We start from the raw sequence: 14554 nt of genomic DNA on the forward strand, positions 1-14554 counted from the left end.
GTGTCGCCTGAGCACGGTGTCGTCACCGCGCCGATCGCTGTCGGGCCCAGCGGAGCTTCCGGCTCAGCGGAATTTCTCCATGGTGCGCCGGTAGTCGAGGAAGGCGTCTCGACGACGCTGAATGCTTGACCTGGCGTTGAGGTCGCCTTCGCGCTCGGCCATCGCCTCGGCGACCTCCAGCTGGCGAATGGCGCGATCGATCTCACCGGTCAGCTGTAGTTGCTCGGCTCTGGCCAGATGGCCCCAGGCTTCGCGGCCACTGCGCCCGGCGGCTTCCGCCAGCAGCCCGAACACGGTGGGGTCCTCGGGACGGCGCTGGGCCAGTTCGTGGAGTTCCCGGTAGGCCGCGTCGGGGTCGCGCTGCAAGAGCGCCTCGCCCAGCAGCTGGCTGGTCGGTGGGTAGCCTGGCATCAGGCGCAACTGACGCCGGGCACGCTCGATGGCCTCGTCGACGCGCCCGCCTTCCAGCGCCACCTGGACGGCGCTGGCGGGCAGCAGGGCGGTATCCGGGTGGGCCCGTGCCAGGCCGTCGAGCGTATTCAGTGCCGAGCCGGTCTGGCCGGCCCGGGCGTCGATCAGCGCCTGCAGATAGCGCTGGGCGTCCGCCGGCGCCTGGTCCTGGCGCATCACCGTCATCGCCTGGCCGGGCGCACGCTCGTGGATCGCCAGCAGTGCCCGGGCACGGATGAACTGGTACTGCAGTTCATCCGGTGCCGAGCCCGTCACCCGGGTCTGGTTGACCCTGGCCTGGGTGTCGCTGATGCGTGATTCGGTGATCGGGTGGGTCAGCAGGAACTCCGGCGGAGTGCCGCCCTGGAGGCTCATCAGGCGTTGCATGGAGCGAAACATGTCGACCATCGCCTGGGGCTCGTAGCCTGCGCTGGCCATGGCCTGCAGGCCGATGCGGTCGGCCTCTTCCTCGTAGCGACGCGAGTAGCGAAGCTGGTCCTGGATCATCGCCGCCTGGCTGCCGGCCAGGGCCGCGATGCCGGCGTCACCGGCGCCGCTGGCGGCCAGGATCAGGCCCGCCAGCATGGTGGCCATGGCAGGCACCTGGGTCTGCTCGGCGCGTGCCTTGCTACGGGCGTAGTGGCGCTGTGACAGGTGGCCCAGCTCGTGGGCCAGTACCGAGGCCACCTCGGCCTCCTGGTCGGCGAAGGCGAACAGGCCGGTGTTGACGCCGACCACGCCGCCGGGGACGGCGAAGGCGTTCAGGGTCTTGTTGTCGACCAGGGTGATGGTGGTGTTGATGCCTCCCAGGTCGCTGTAGGGCACCAGGCGGCCGACCAGCGTCTCCACATAGTGCTGGGCCAATGGGTCGCGCCATTCCGGCACGTGGGCGCGAAACTGGCGTAGCCAGGCACGTCCAAGGCGGGTTTCCTCGCCGCTGATGGCATTGCTGCCGGTGGACATCAGCGATGGCAGGTTCAGCTCCCTCGGCTGATCGAGCAGGGTGCCCTGGTCCAGATACTGGGCCTGTGCCGTGGTGGCGTTCAGGCTCAAGGCAAGCGTCGACGCCAGGGCCAGGCCCGGCATCGGGCGCCAGCGGCCACGATGCCAAGGCGATGCCTGACGGCGTGCCCGCGCGGGGCGAGCGGTGACGGCAAACAGCGTGCGCTTGGGCATCGAAATCCTCGTCGATAGCGTTGGAGGGGGTTGCCTTGGGACATTGATTCAGCCGGAAAAGTGCCTTTAAATCGCAAGGGCTCGCCCCTCGGGGCAACGGCGCTGCGATGTGCAGCGATCCGATATCGCATTCTCTCGGGAGAGATCATGGCAGTGCAACCTGACGATGTGCTAGATGCGTGCGGACTTCCGTGTCCGCTGCCGCTGCTCAAGGCGAAGCAGGCGCTGTCGCGCCTGTCGCCTGGGCAGGTGCTGGAGGTCAGGGCCACCGACGCCGGTTCCTGGCGAGACTTTGAAAGCTTTGCCGAGCACAGCGCCCACGTGCTGGAAGGTCGCGAAGAACGCGACAAGGTCTATGTCTACTGGTTGCGCAAGGCGGGTGATGCATGAGTCTGCGTAGCGTATTTCGCGGCTGGGTCGATCACTACTTCTCCGATGAAGAGGCGGTGCTGCTGCTGGTGTTGCTGGTGGTGGGGCTGGCGGTGGTGATATGGCTCGGCCAGATGCTGGCGCCCTTTCTCACCGCGCTGGTGGTGGCCTTTCTGCTGCAGGGCGCGGTCAACGCCCTGACACGACGCAAGGTGCCACACCTGGTGGCGGTCATGACGGTCTTTCTGGCCTTTGTCGGGGTGCTGCTGGCGTTGGCACTGATCCTGCTGCCGCTGATCTGGAACCAGCTCGCCAGCCTGATCCAGGAAGCGCCGCGGATGTTTGCTGCCGGCCAGCAGATGCTGGACGACCTGCAGATGAGCTACCCCCAGCTGATCACTCCGGACCTGGTCCAGGACTGGATCGCCGTGCTCAGCCGCGAGGCGACCCAATTGAGCCAGCGTGCGCTGACGCTGTCGCTGGCGTCGCTCGGCAATGTGCTGGGACTGCTCATCTACCTGGTGCTGGTGCCGATCCTGGTGCTGTTCATGCTCAAGGACCGTGACCGTCTGGTGGGCTTTACCGTGTCGCTTTTGCCGGCCAAGCGTGACCTGATGACCCGGGTGTGGAAGGAGATGGACTGCCAGATCGCCAACTATGTACGCGGCAAGGCCACCGAGATCGTCATCGTCGGCAGCGTGACCTTCTTCACCTTCGCCTTCTTTGGCCTTCCCTATTCGGCGCTGCTGGCGGTACTGGTGGGTTTTTCGGTGCTGGTGCCCTATATCGGCGCCGCGGTGGCGACACTGCCGGTGGCGGCAGTAGCGGGCTTTCACTTTGGACTGGGGGACCAGTTTCTCTATGTGATCGTTGCCTACGGCGTGATCCAGGCGCTGGACGGCAACGTGCTGGTGCCGGTGCTGTTCTCCGAGGCGGTCAATCTGCACCCGGTGTCGATCATCCTGGCGGTGCTGTTCTTCGGCGGCGTCTGGGGCTTCTGGGGGGTGTTCTTCGCGATCCCGCTGGCGACCCTGTTGAAGGCGCTGGTCTATGCCTGGCCTCGCGGGATCAAGGAGCGCAGCATGGCAAGGTTGCCGCCCCACTCTGACGCAGGTACAGGTACAGGGACCGGCACCGACGGCTGAGCCCTGCTCTCGAGGCGAAACACAATGCCCGGCCAATGGCCGGGCATTCGTTCTTTACCGGGGAGGACTAGGCTTGCATCCGTGGGCCGGCGTGTCAGGACTGGGCGTGCAGTTCGCGGGCGGCTTCCAGCACTTCTTCCACGTGGCCCTTGACCTTGACCTTGCGCCACTCCCTGGCCAGGCGACCTTCGCTGTCGATCAGGAAGGTGCTGCGCTCGATACCCAGGTGCTCCTTGCCGTAGAGCTTCTTGAGCTTGATGACGTCGAACAGGCCACACACGGCTTCGTCCTTGTCTGATATCAGCTCGAAATTGAAGCCCTGCTTGGCCTTGAAGTTTTCCTGGGCACGGATGCCGTCACGGGAGACGCCGATGACCACGGTGTTGGCGTCGTCGAAGTCTGCCTTGTGGTCACGAAAGTCGCCGCCCTCGGTGGTACAGCCGGGGGTGCTGGCCTTGGGGTAGAAGTAGATCACCACCTGGCGACCGCGCAGTTGCGACAGGGTGATGGTGTTGTCGCCGGTGGCGCTGGCGCTGAAGTCGGGGACCGGCTCGCCGATGGACACTGTCATGGTGGCTCCAGAATCGCAAAAATAGGCGTCCGATTACACGCAATGACGCTCTTCATGTAAAGACGCGGCTGTACAGGATATGGCCGCCTGAGTACCATTTGTGCTCTGGTCACGACCACGCTTCCCCGGGTCGCGACCCCCTTGGCCACATTCGTTCACCCCGACCGCCATCGTCAGGGTCGCGGGAGGGCAGACAACAGAGGAACAACGAGGATGATCACGGGCAGTATTGTCGCCTTGGCGACACCGATGAAGGCCAACGGCGATATCGACTGGGAAGTGTTGCGCAAACTGGTGAATTTCCACCTCGACAATGGCACAGACGCCATCGTGGCGGCGGGTACCACCGGTGAGCCCACCACCATGACCTTCGCCGAGCACTTCGACGTGATTCGCAGCGTGGTCGAAGAGGTCAATGGCCGCATTCCCGTCATCGCCGGCACCGGCTCCAACAACACCACAGAGGCGGTGGAGCTGACCCGCTACGCCAAGGAAGTGGGGGCCGACTACTGCCTGACCGTGGCGCCTTACTACAACAAGCCGACCCAGGAAGGTTTGTATCAGCATTTCAAGGTAATCGCCGAGACCAGTGATCTGCCGGTGATCCTGTACAACGTGCCGGGGCGTACCTGTTCGGACATCTACAACGAGACCGTGCTGCGTCTGGCCGAGGTCGACAACATCATCGGCCTCAAGGATGCCACCGGCAATCTGGAGCGCGCCGAGGACCTGATCGAACGCCTCAAGGGCAGCGACTTCATGCTCTACTCCGGCGATGACGCCACCGCCTGCGACTTCATGCTGATGGGTGGTCATGGCGATATCTCAGTGACCGCCAATGTGGCGCCGAAGGCCATGCACGAGTTGTGCGCCGCCGCCGTGGCCGGCGAAAGCGACAAGGCTCACCAGATCAACACCCGGCTTCTGCCCCTGCATACCAACCTGGGCATCGAGGCCAATCCTATCCCCGTCAAGTGGGCGCTCAACCGCATGGGTATCATCGAGCCCGGCATCCGCCTGCCGTTGACCTGGCTGAGCGAGAAGTATCACTCCACCATCAGCGAAGCCCTGCAGTTGGCAGGACTGATCGAGGACTGACGCCTGAACCGTGCCTCCGGTCGTGATGTCGTGGACCCAATTTTCAATCAAGGTGGATGCATGAATTCTGCGCTTAAAGGACTGCCGCTGGCGATGATCGCGGCCCTGACCCTGGCCGGCTGTGCCAAGGACGGTCACTATCACGATCGCAACGAGGATTACGCGGGCGCCCGTCAGGCGGCTCCGCTGACCCTCCCCGGCAGCCGCGACCAGAGCCGCTATCGCGATATCATGCCGGTGCCTCAGGCCCGCGGGGACTTCTACGCCCGCGAGGGGGACTTCGCCGCGCCCTTGCCCCAGACGCTGTCTGCCAGCACCGCGGTGGCCGCCGGTGACGTGGCAGTGCGCGAGACCGACGCCGATCGCTGGCTGGTGGTAGGGGCCGCGCCTGCGGTGGTATGGCCGGAGCTCGAGCGCTTCGTCGAACAGCGCGGGCTGGAGATCACCCGCAGCGACAGCGCCAGCGGTGTCATCGAGACCTCCGACGCCAGCCTGGTACTGCGCCAGGGCCTCCGGTCAGGCACCAGTGAGGTGCGCTGTGATACCGCGGGCCAGCTCAACCGGCTGTGCCTGAACTCCCTGCAGCGTCACTTTGAAGCGCGTAGCGCCTCGGCCAGCATCGCCTCGGCGTCGGCCCAGCAGGCCCCCGAAGCCGACAGCGTTCGCTTCGAGCCCCGCGGCGATGACTGGGTGATGGTGATGCCCTTCGACATCGAGCGGGCCTACGCCGAGCTCGCCTTCCAGCTCGAGAACAACTTCGAGATGGAAGATCGCCGGGAATTGGTCTCCGTGGATGAAAGCGGCAAGCGCTTCGTGATCGACTACATCACCGAGAGCGAGCGTACCCGTGGCTTCATAGACTCCTTGACCTCGATGGATCTGCTTGAGTCGATGCAACGCATCGAGCTCAGGTTGTCGCCCCAAGGCCAGGAAACCCTGATGGAGGCACGTAGCGCCGACGACGAGCCGCTTTCCGGTGATGACCAGCGTGAGCTGCTGCAGCGCATGGAGGGCTTGCTGCGCTGATGAGCGTCGGGCATGCCAATGGTTCCCGGGGAGGCTTGCGTTTCGCCTCCCTGGGCAGCGGAAGCAAGGGCAACGCCACCCTGGTCAGCGACGGCGAGTCGATGTTGCTGGTGGACTGCGGCTTCGGTCTCAAGGAGGCAGAACGCCGGCTGGCGCGGCTGGGGGTCCATCCGCGTCAGCTCGATGCCTTGCTGGTTACCCACGAGCATGGCGACCATGTGCGTGGCATCGGCCCCCTGGCCCGTCGCTATGACCTGCCGGTACATCTGACCCCGGGCACCTGGCTGTCCGGCAAGCTCGGCCGACTGCCCAGGACCCACTGGATCACCCCTCAGTCGCGCTTTGCCATCAAGGGACTCGACGTCGACGCCATCACGGTGCCCCACGATGCCCGAGAGCCGGTGCAGTTTCGTATCGCCGCAGGTGACAGGGAGTTGGGGCTGCTGACCGACCTGGGCCACCCCAGCGAACACGTGCGCCAGGCCTTCCGTGGCTGCGATGCCCTCGTGCTCGAGTGCAATCATGACGTGCGCATGCTGGCTGAAGGCCCCTATCCGCCCAGTCTCAAGCGTCGCGTCGGCGGACGTTGGGGGCACCTGGCCAATGGCCAGGCTGCGGCACTGTTGACCGAACTGGGGCTGGATCGGCTGCAGCGTATCGTCTGCTCCCACCTGTCGGAGCATAATAACCGCCCCGAACTCGCTCTGGAGGCATTGACGCCTCTGCTGGATGGCGACGAGACCCGCCTGACCGTGGCTGCCCAGGATGACGGCCTGGATTGGCAAGCGATTCACTGATTCAGGACCCTGGTCCTGCTTGAACCCCTTTTTTTGATTTGCCTGTGGAGGCACCCATGGAAAAGCGCGAAGAACTCTATGCCGGCAAGGCCAAGTCGGTCTATGCCACCGATGATCCGGATCGTCTGATCCTGCACTTTCGTGACGACACCAGCGCCTTCGACGGGCGCCGCATGGAGTCGCTCGAGCGCAAGGGCATGGTCAACAACCGCTTCAATGCCTTCATCATGGCCAAGCTGGAAGAGGCCGGCATCCCCACTCACGTGGAAGAGCTGCTGTCGCCCACCGAGTGTGTGGTCAAGAAGCTCGACATGATTCCGGTGGAGTGCGTGGTACGCAACATCGCCGCCGGCAGTCTGGTCAAGCGTCTCGGCGTCAAGGAAGGCGAGCCGCTGACACCGCCGACCTTCGAGCTGTTCCTGAAAAACGACGAGCTCCACGATCCCATGGTCAACGAGTCCCTGGCCGAAAGCTTCGGTTGGGCCAGCGCCGAGCAACTGGCCGAGATGAAGGCGCTGACCTTCAAGGTCAACGAGGTGCTCAAGCAGCTGTTCGCCGACGGCGGCATGCTGCTGGTGGACTACAAGCTCGAGTTCGGCGTATTCCACGGCAAGATTGTGCTGGGTGACGAATTCTCACCGGACGGCTGCCGTCTGTGGGACGCCAAGACCCGCGAAAAGCTCGACAAGGATCGCTTCCGCCAGGGGCTGGGCAGCGTCATCGAGTCCTACGAGGAAGTCGGCCGTCGTATCGGCATCGATTTTAGCTGACAGCCGCTTGCCGGCACTGTTCAGCGCTGACTGCCGCAAGGGCATGATGCAACGACGGTAGTGCAAGCGGTGTTGATACCGAAAGCATGAAGAGGATCGCCCGGGCCTGGCCCGGGCGATCTGCGTAAGGGGGGGAGAAAAGGTGTTGAATTCGGTGCAGGTGTTGCACCCAGAATATGCGGCCAAGAGCTGGCTACTAGTTGCACCGTACATGATAACGCCAACCATCAAGTAAAGTGGTTTGATCAAGAAGATGAAGGGCGGATCCGGTGATCAGGGGGGAATGCGTCGCGCCAGATAAATGTCTCTTAGACACGAGTTATTCGTGTATTATGTTTTAAGCAATGGATGGTCGAGTCACTGAAGTTTATGCAGAGCCCCCTTCATCTGATTGTGAATATTCTGTGTAGGTTGTGATTTTTCTTTGCGATATTGCTTTTTTGAGGGGGAGGAGTCCTTTTGTCGATGGCCACGAGCGGCACATGGAAGCGGGAATTGCCGGACGACAGGGCAGCCGTGGGTATTCGTGGCACTCCGTGGTTGGCTCGTAACGAATGCTGTGGGACAAGGTTCGCTTTCAAATATGATCGTTTAGGGTGAGGTTGTAATCCATGTTGTGAAAAAGTTGAGATATTCCCGGAAAAGCTGGTCGCTTGGCGCTTGGATAATTAGCGTTGATTCTTAGTTTCTTTGCCATTGTGGGATTTGTTTGTGTGGCCGCTGAACGTTAGGACAATGTTGTTAATTGAGGTGCTTGCTTAGTTTTACCTTGCACCCGGAGGCCCCTAACGGGTTTCCACGACGTTCAAGGGATGACCAAGATGAGCACCTCAACTTCCGACAACGCGACTCAGGCAGCGGTTCTGCTTGCCAGTGACTGCGACTGCGAGATAGGCACGATAATCAATCTTGATGAAGACGGTATGCCCGACGGTATTGCTGGTGGTATCGCTGATGACCCGGGCGAGGTCGTCAAGGTCACCGGTAACCTTGGCTACAGCTTTGGTGCCAGCGGGCCAGCCGACAGCGGGGCCTTTCGCTGGGACCCCGATAGCCTGCCAGTACTGAGCTCCGGCGGGGAGTCGCTAAGCTATCAGTTGTCGCCCAGCGGCGAGACCCTGACGGCGCGTGCACCGGACGGTACACCGATTCTGCACGTCAAGCTGCTCGACCTGGACACCGGAGACTTCAAGGTCACCCTTCTGGGGGCGCTCGACCATCCTTCCCAGGGTGTCGAGGATAACCTGCTGCTCTCGCTGGGCTATACCATCACCGATGGCGATGGTGACAAGGCCACGGCACGACTTGGTATCGATATCGACGACGATACCCCGACCAATAGCGTCTACACCCCTGACTCTGTAGCAGCTGGAGATGTGGTCACCGGCACATGGTCCCAGCAGGGTGGCGCCGACGGCGTCGCCGATACCGTGGTCAAGCTGCCTGGTGACAACACCCAGTACCCCCTGGGTACTGCCATCGATACCGGTGTCGGCACCCTGGTGGTGAAGCCCAACGGGACCTGGCGTTTCGAAGCGGACGATGACGTCGCCGCAGACGCCGATCTTGACTTCAAGATCATCACCACCGACGGCGATGGAGACAGCGTCACCTGCAATGGCCACATCGACATTACCGGTGGCGGTGGTGGTGGCAATGGCGGTGGGAACGGCACCCCGGTCACGCCGGAAACCGACGGCGACCCGAGCACCAGCTCCGGCAAGGCGGTGGTCGACGAGGATGGGCTGCCCGGCGGTATCGCCGGAGGCACCAATGACGTCGCCGGCGAGCGCGTGGTCGCCACCGGTTCTCTCGGCTACGACTTCGGCAACGACGGCGCAGGGGGCTTTAGCTGGAGCACCACAGGGCTGCCCAACCTGACGTCGAATGGCAGCTCTGTCAGCTGGTCGCTGAGCAGCAACGGTCGCTCGCTGGTAGGCTTCGATGGCAACGGTGATCGAGTCATCTCGATTCAGTTGACCGACGTCGCCAACGGCACCTACAAGGTAGTGCTGGCCAAGCCCCTGGACCATTCCAACCCCGACGTGGAAGACGACATCAACTTCAATGTCGGCTACACCATCAGCGATGCCGATGGTGACAGCGCTGCGGGCCAGCTCAGGGTCATCGTCGATGATGACGAGCCTCATTTGGTCAATGACAGTGCCAGCACCGACAGTGATGGTTCGGTGACCGTGGACGTGCTCGACAACGATCGCTTCGGTGCCGACGGTGAAGGCGAGCTGACCGATGCCAGCGTGGTCGGCGGGGGCAATGTCGGTAACGTCACCATCAATCCCGACGGCACCCTGACCTTCAAGCCCGCACCGGGCTTCAGTGGCAATGCGGTGATCGACTACACCGCTACCGACGGTGACGGTGATACCGTTGATGGTCGCCTGACTGTCAGTGTCGAAGGTTCCGATGGAACCCCCACCACCCCGGAAACCGACGGCGACCCCTCGACTGGCCCGGCCAAGGCGATTGTCGACGAGGATGGACTGCCTGGTGGCGTGGCGGGCGGCGTGGCCGATGTCGCCGGTGAAAGAGTGGTAGCTACCGGCAGTCTCGGCTACGACTTCGGGGATGACGGCGCTGGCGAGGTGCGGCTATCCACCGATGGACTGCCGTCCCTGACCAGCGGTGGCAGCCCGGTCACCTGGACACTGAGTGGCAACGGTCGCTCGCTGGTCGGCTTCGACGGCAGTGGTGATCGGGTCATCTCCGTTCAGCTGACCAACGTCGCCAATGGCAGCTACAAGGTGGTGCTGGCCAAGCCGTTGGACCACGGAGCCTCTGGCCGTGAGGACGATATTTCCTTCAGCGTGAAGTACACCGTCACCGATAGCGATGGTGATACTGCCGTCGGCCGCCTCAACGTGGTGGTGGATGACGACAGCCCGGTAGCCCAGGACGACGGTGCCAGCACCAACGGTGACCCGGTCACCGTGGACGTGATCGCCAATGACCGGGCCGGCGCCGACGGTGGCCAGGTGACCGGCGCCAATGTGGTGGGCGGCAGCGCCGTGGGCAGCGTGACGGTCAATGCCGACGGCACCCTGACCTTTACCCCGGCGGATGACTTCGATGGTCAGGCACAGATCCGTTACACCCTGACCGACGGGGACGGTGACCGCGATCATGGTGATCTGTTTGTCCAGGTGACGCCGGATGCCCAGGACGAGCTGTTCGTGGGGGACAACGGAGACAACGCAGCCTTTACCCACGGCGGTAACGACGTGATGATCGGTGATCAGGGCTGCATCTTTACCACCCTGGAGCCGGCCACCGACTACAATATCTCGCTGATTGTGGATACCTCGAGCAGCATGGGTGCAGCGTCTGGAAGCCCTGGCCTGACCAAGCTGAAGCTGGTACAGCAGGCGCTGAAGAAGCTGGTGGTGGATCTGGTGGACCACGATGGTCAGATCAATCTGCAGATCGTGGATTTCGGCACCAATGCGGTCCAGCACGTGGCCCTTGATCTCGGCGCAAACAGCAATGATATCAACTCGGTCATCAGCTTTATCAATGGCTTCAAGAACGATGGCGCGACTAACTTCGAAGCCGGTATTCGCACGGCGAGTGAGTGGCTGGCCGCCCAGGATGCCAACCCCGAGTACAGTGGCTTCGAAGATCTGACCTTCTTTTTGACCGATGGGGGGCCGAACTACTGGCTCAACGATTTTGGCCAGGTAGAAGGCCAAAGCCGAATCACTAAGGCAGCTGTTTCCGAAGCGGTGGAAGCCTTCAAGGAACTGTCAAGTCTTAGTGAAGTCAATGGTGTTGGGATTGGGAACGGAGCGATCGTTGATATCCTGAGGTTCTTTGACAATACCGATGTGCAAGGCCTTGACGCTATTCCGTATAGCGGAACCTTGGTAGAAAAGACCAGTTTGGCTGACTTTGACCCTGGCTCTACCGATCCTCTCCGCATCGAGGATTGGACACTGGTTTCGGGTGCTGGCACCAAGGCATTCCAGAACCAGCACGGACAGCTTCGCATTGAAGACTGGTATAAGGATGGTAAAGGAGCATTCGTTGTCAGCCCTTCATTCTTCGTTTCTGATACGGGTAGTGATAGCCTGAAGACCGCACTTGTCTTCGCTTACGCGACCAACGATTATACCGACTGGGACCGTATCTCTTACACCATAGAGTCATATGTTGACGGTGGTTGGCAGCTCTACTCTTCTGCTGATGTCATTGAATCGACTAGTTGGCGAGTGTGGGATGCTGGCTTTCTTGAAGCAGGTCAATATCGCCTGATCTTCGAGGTGGAAAACAACGATGGTGGTGATGATTTCATTGCCATTGATCCAATCTCTCTCGAGGAGCGCCTGGTGGGCGATGATGATCTGGCCTACTACGGACAGGTGGAGATTGTCCAGGATAGTGACGATCTTGATGCCGCTCTTTCCAACGGCGGCCAGATTGACACCCTGAAACCATTGGGTAACGACGTACTGACAGGGCAGGCGGGAGATGACCTTATCTTCGGTGACACCGTCAATACCGATCACCTGGCCTGGACCAACGGCGATACCGGGGAGGCCTTCGTCGCCAGTGAGCATGATGGTCTGGGCTATGAAGGTCTGACCGAGTATCTCAAGTGGGCGGTGAATGGTGGCTCCGACGCGTCGAGCGAGCAGATTCGCCAATACGTCAGCGACAACTATGTCTCACTGCTGGATGAGTTGCGAGTGGATGGCGGTGACGACGTCCTTCGCGGTGGCGCTGGAGACGACATCCTGGTGGGTGCCGCTGGTAATGATTTGCTGCTGGGAGGCGCCGATGATGACCTGATGATGGGCGGTTTCGGCGCCGATACCTTTGCCTTCGAGTCCGGCGACGCCGGCAGTGATGGTGCGCCAGCAATCGATACCATTGCGGACTTCACCTTGGGCAGTTTTGGCAGTGATGACAACGCGGACAGGCTCGATTTTTCCGATCTGCTTGATGATGCCCCTGACGCAGATGTGTCAGATTACCTGTTCGCACGTCAGAGTGGCAGCGATACCCTGCTTTCCCTCAACACCGGTGGCGACATCAATGTTGGTGGAACGAACGCCGATCAAACGATTGTGCTTCATGATGTCAGCATGGGAGGTGCGACTAGCGACAACTTCCTGCAGCAATTGATTCAGGATAATCAGCTCGATATCTGATATTGAGGATCAGTTGGTATTAAAAAGGAAAAACACCCGGCCTAAGCCGGGTGTTTTTTTATTATTATAATGGATTAGTTTGTTGGTGAGAGTGTTCTACTGTATTTTGTGCTCGTTCGCTATTTTTCATGTTTTTTGGATTTCTGTTCAATGGTTTTTTTAAATTCTTTTCGTTAGCTTCCAGATAAGTGGTCATCAATAGAAAATTGTTTTCACAAACGTTGGAGTGGGCATGGAAACTCAACAAGTAAAAGAAATTGATCTGGGCGCGGCACTCTACTTGGATGGGCAACATCTGGAAGAAAATGACAGCAGAAGGCTTGCCAGTACACCGGACTCTGACGGCGACCCGACGACCAGGACGGCAAAGGCAATAGTCGATGAGGACGGGCTTGCCGGAGGCGTATCAGGAGGTGCCTACGATGTGAATGGTCAGCGAGCCGTGGTCTTCGGAACGCTCGGGTACGATTTTGGTGATGGAGGAGTGGGGCGCTTCAGGTGGAGCACTGATGAGTTGCCGGAGTGGACTTCTGCAGGGTCTACAATTGCCTGGACCTTGAGTGGTAACGGACGCTCACTCGTGGGGTTTGATGAAGAAGGCAGGCGCGTCATCTCAGTGCAGTTGACGGATGTGGCCAACGGGACCTACAAGGTAGCGCTGGCAAGACCGCTGGATCACGCTGCTGCAGGGCGAGAAGATGATCTTGCTTTTCCACTGCGCTATACCATCACCAGTTCCGAGGGAGACACGGCAGAAGGGCAGCTCGATGTCGTTGTCGATGACGATAGTCCTGTGGTCACGGAAGACATCGCCAGGAGCTCTAAAGGGGAAGCCGTCGTTGTGGACGTGCTGGCCAATGATCAGACAGGTGCGGATGGAGGTAGACTGTCGACGGCGAAGGTGGTGGGAGGAAATGATGCAGGGCATGTGTCGATCAACGACGATGGCACCCTGACCTTTGTTCCCGCGAGTGGCTTCACCGGCAGTGCCAGCGTCATCTATACCCTTGTCGATGGCGATGGTGACCATGCCCAAGGCGAGTTGACCGTCGATGTGTCGGCAAGAGCCCCCGATACACTGGTGGTTGACGGCAACACAGGAGATGTTCTTGAGGGCCAGTCTGGTGAGGATATTCTGATTGGAGATAGAGGGGGAGTTACAATACGTACTGACCCGGCTGCCAATTATAATGTCTCCCTGATCATCGATACCGGTAGTAGTATGGCTTCCGGTTTCGGTGTCAGCGGGATTTCCCGCTTGCAGCTAGTCAAGGATGCCTTGAAGCGGCTTATCATCGATTTGGTCGATCACGAAGGCCAGATCAATCTACAGATTGTGGATATGGGATCGAATGCCAGCGAGCAGGTAGTGATCGACCTGGGAAGCCTCAGCGATGATATTGGGGTGTCATTGAACTTTATCGATGACATGAGTGCATCCGGCGGCTCTAATTACGAAGCGGCTTTTCGCACTGCGACCGAATGGTATGCGGACCAACGAGTCGAATTTTCCGGTTTTCGTAACCTGACTCTTCTTCTTTCTGATGGTACTCCTACCCATTATCTTGACCAGAACAAGAATGTGATCAGTGCTTCGAGTGTCAATGAAAAGGCGATCGGCGAAGCAGCGGATGCCTTTTTCTATCTTTCGTATTTCAGCGAAGTACACGCTATGGGGGCCGGCGATGGTTCTCGGCTCGATGTTCTTGACTTTTTTGACAACACCAACGTACAGGAAATGCAGGTGGCACCGTATGGCGGAGAGACGCTGAGTACCAGTTTTCTGGCCCGATTTTTTGCCGGGTCGACCGAACCCCTGCGGATCGAAGATTGGAGGCTGACATCAGGAGCGGGCACGGCGGTCTCAACCTACAAGCGCAACACTATTGGAGTGCCGGAGATCCGGGCACTGACTTCTGGAGAACCTCCGCGTATACCTCCAGAGGCGTCTTGGCGTTCAACGTCTCTCTAGGCCTGGTATTGA

10 protein-coding genes are annotated in these 14554 nt (G+C 60.5%); 8 read left to right on the forward strand and 2 right to left on the reverse strand.

Features of this window, described 5'->3' with window-relative positions; all coding sequences use genetic code 11:
* Positions 1-63 precede the first annotated feature (63 nt).
* A complete protein-coding gene (locus C9F12_RS19855; protein WP_240184308.1) occupies positions 64-1626 on the reverse strand; it encodes a M48 family metalloprotease in 1563 nt (520 codons plus the stop codon).
* A gap of 147 nt (positions 1627-1773) precedes the next feature.
* On the opposite strand from C9F12_RS19855, the gene C9F12_RS19860 reads away from it, so the two are divergent.
* Positions 1774-2016: a sulfurtransferase TusA family protein gene (locus tag C9F12_RS19860; protein WP_045991997.1), complete on the forward strand. Its 243-nt coding sequence runs from the start codon at positions 1774-1776 to the stop codon at positions 2014-2016.
* The gene (locus tag C9F12_RS19865) at positions 2013-3140 is read left to right on the forward strand and encodes an AI-2E family transporter (RefSeq protein ID WP_108449972.1); all 1128 of its coding nucleotides are present in this window, start codon (positions 2013-2015) and stop codon (positions 3138-3140) included. The genes C9F12_RS19860 and C9F12_RS19865 overlap by 4 nt, the downstream gene beginning before the upstream one ends.
* A gap of 94 nt (positions 3141-3234) precedes the next feature.
* On the opposite strand, the gene C9F12_RS19870 is transcribed toward C9F12_RS19865, so the two are convergent.
* Positions 3235-3711 carry a peroxiredoxin gene (locus C9F12_RS19870; RefSeq protein WP_108449973.1) on the reverse strand — a complete coding sequence of 159 codons (477 nt, stop codon included), beginning with the start codon at positions 3709-3711 and terminating at the stop codon, positions 3235-3237.
* A 213-nt stretch (positions 3712-3924) separates the two neighbouring features.
* On the opposite strand from C9F12_RS19870, the gene dapA reads away from it, so the two are divergent.
* The 6 genes from dapA to C9F12_RS22670 all read left to right on the forward strand — a co-directional run bounded on the left by dapA (position 3925) and on the right by C9F12_RS22670 (position 14542).
* Entirely contained in the window at positions 3925-4809 is an 885-nt protein-coding gene (dapA, locus tag C9F12_RS19875; protein WP_045992000.1) for a 4-hydroxy-tetrahydrodipicolinate synthase, read from the forward strand.
* Between the two features lie 60 nt (positions 4810-4869).
* A complete protein-coding gene (locus tag C9F12_RS19880; protein ID WP_162816537.1) occupies positions 4870-5835 on the forward strand; it encodes a lipoprotein-34 in 966 nt (321 codons plus the stop codon).
* Positions 5835-6632: an MBL fold metallo-hydrolase gene (locus C9F12_RS19885; protein ID WP_108449975.1), complete on the forward strand. Its 798-nt coding sequence runs from the start codon at positions 5835-5837 to the stop codon at positions 6630-6632. Before C9F12_RS19880 ends, C9F12_RS19885 begins: the two co-directional genes overlap by 1 nt.
* Before the next feature lie 56 nt (positions 6633-6688).
* Positions 6689-7402, forward strand: coding sequence for a phosphoribosylaminoimidazolesuccinocarboxamide synthase (purC, locus tag C9F12_RS19890; RefSeq protein ID WP_045992003.1), 714 nt, complete (start codon positions 6689-6691; stop codon positions 7400-7402).
* A gap of 821 nt (positions 7403-8223) precedes the next feature.
* On the forward strand, positions 8224-12570 hold the full coding sequence (locus C9F12_RS19895) for an Ig-like domain-containing protein (protein WP_162816538.1): 4347 nt from the start codon (positions 8224-8226) through the stop codon (positions 12568-12570).
* A 232-nt stretch (positions 12571-12802) separates the two neighbouring features.
* Complete coding sequence (locus C9F12_RS22670; protein ID WP_162816539.1) at positions 12803-14542, forward strand: cadherin-like domain-containing protein; 1740 nt, start codon at positions 12803-12805, stop codon at positions 14540-14542.
* Positions 14543-14554 lie beyond the last annotated feature (12 nt).

This window comes from Halomonas sp. BN3-1 (assembly GCF_003056325.1).
Classification (GTDB): Bacteria; Pseudomonadota; Gammaproteobacteria; order Pseudomonadales; family Halomonadaceae; genus Halomonas; species Halomonas litopenaei.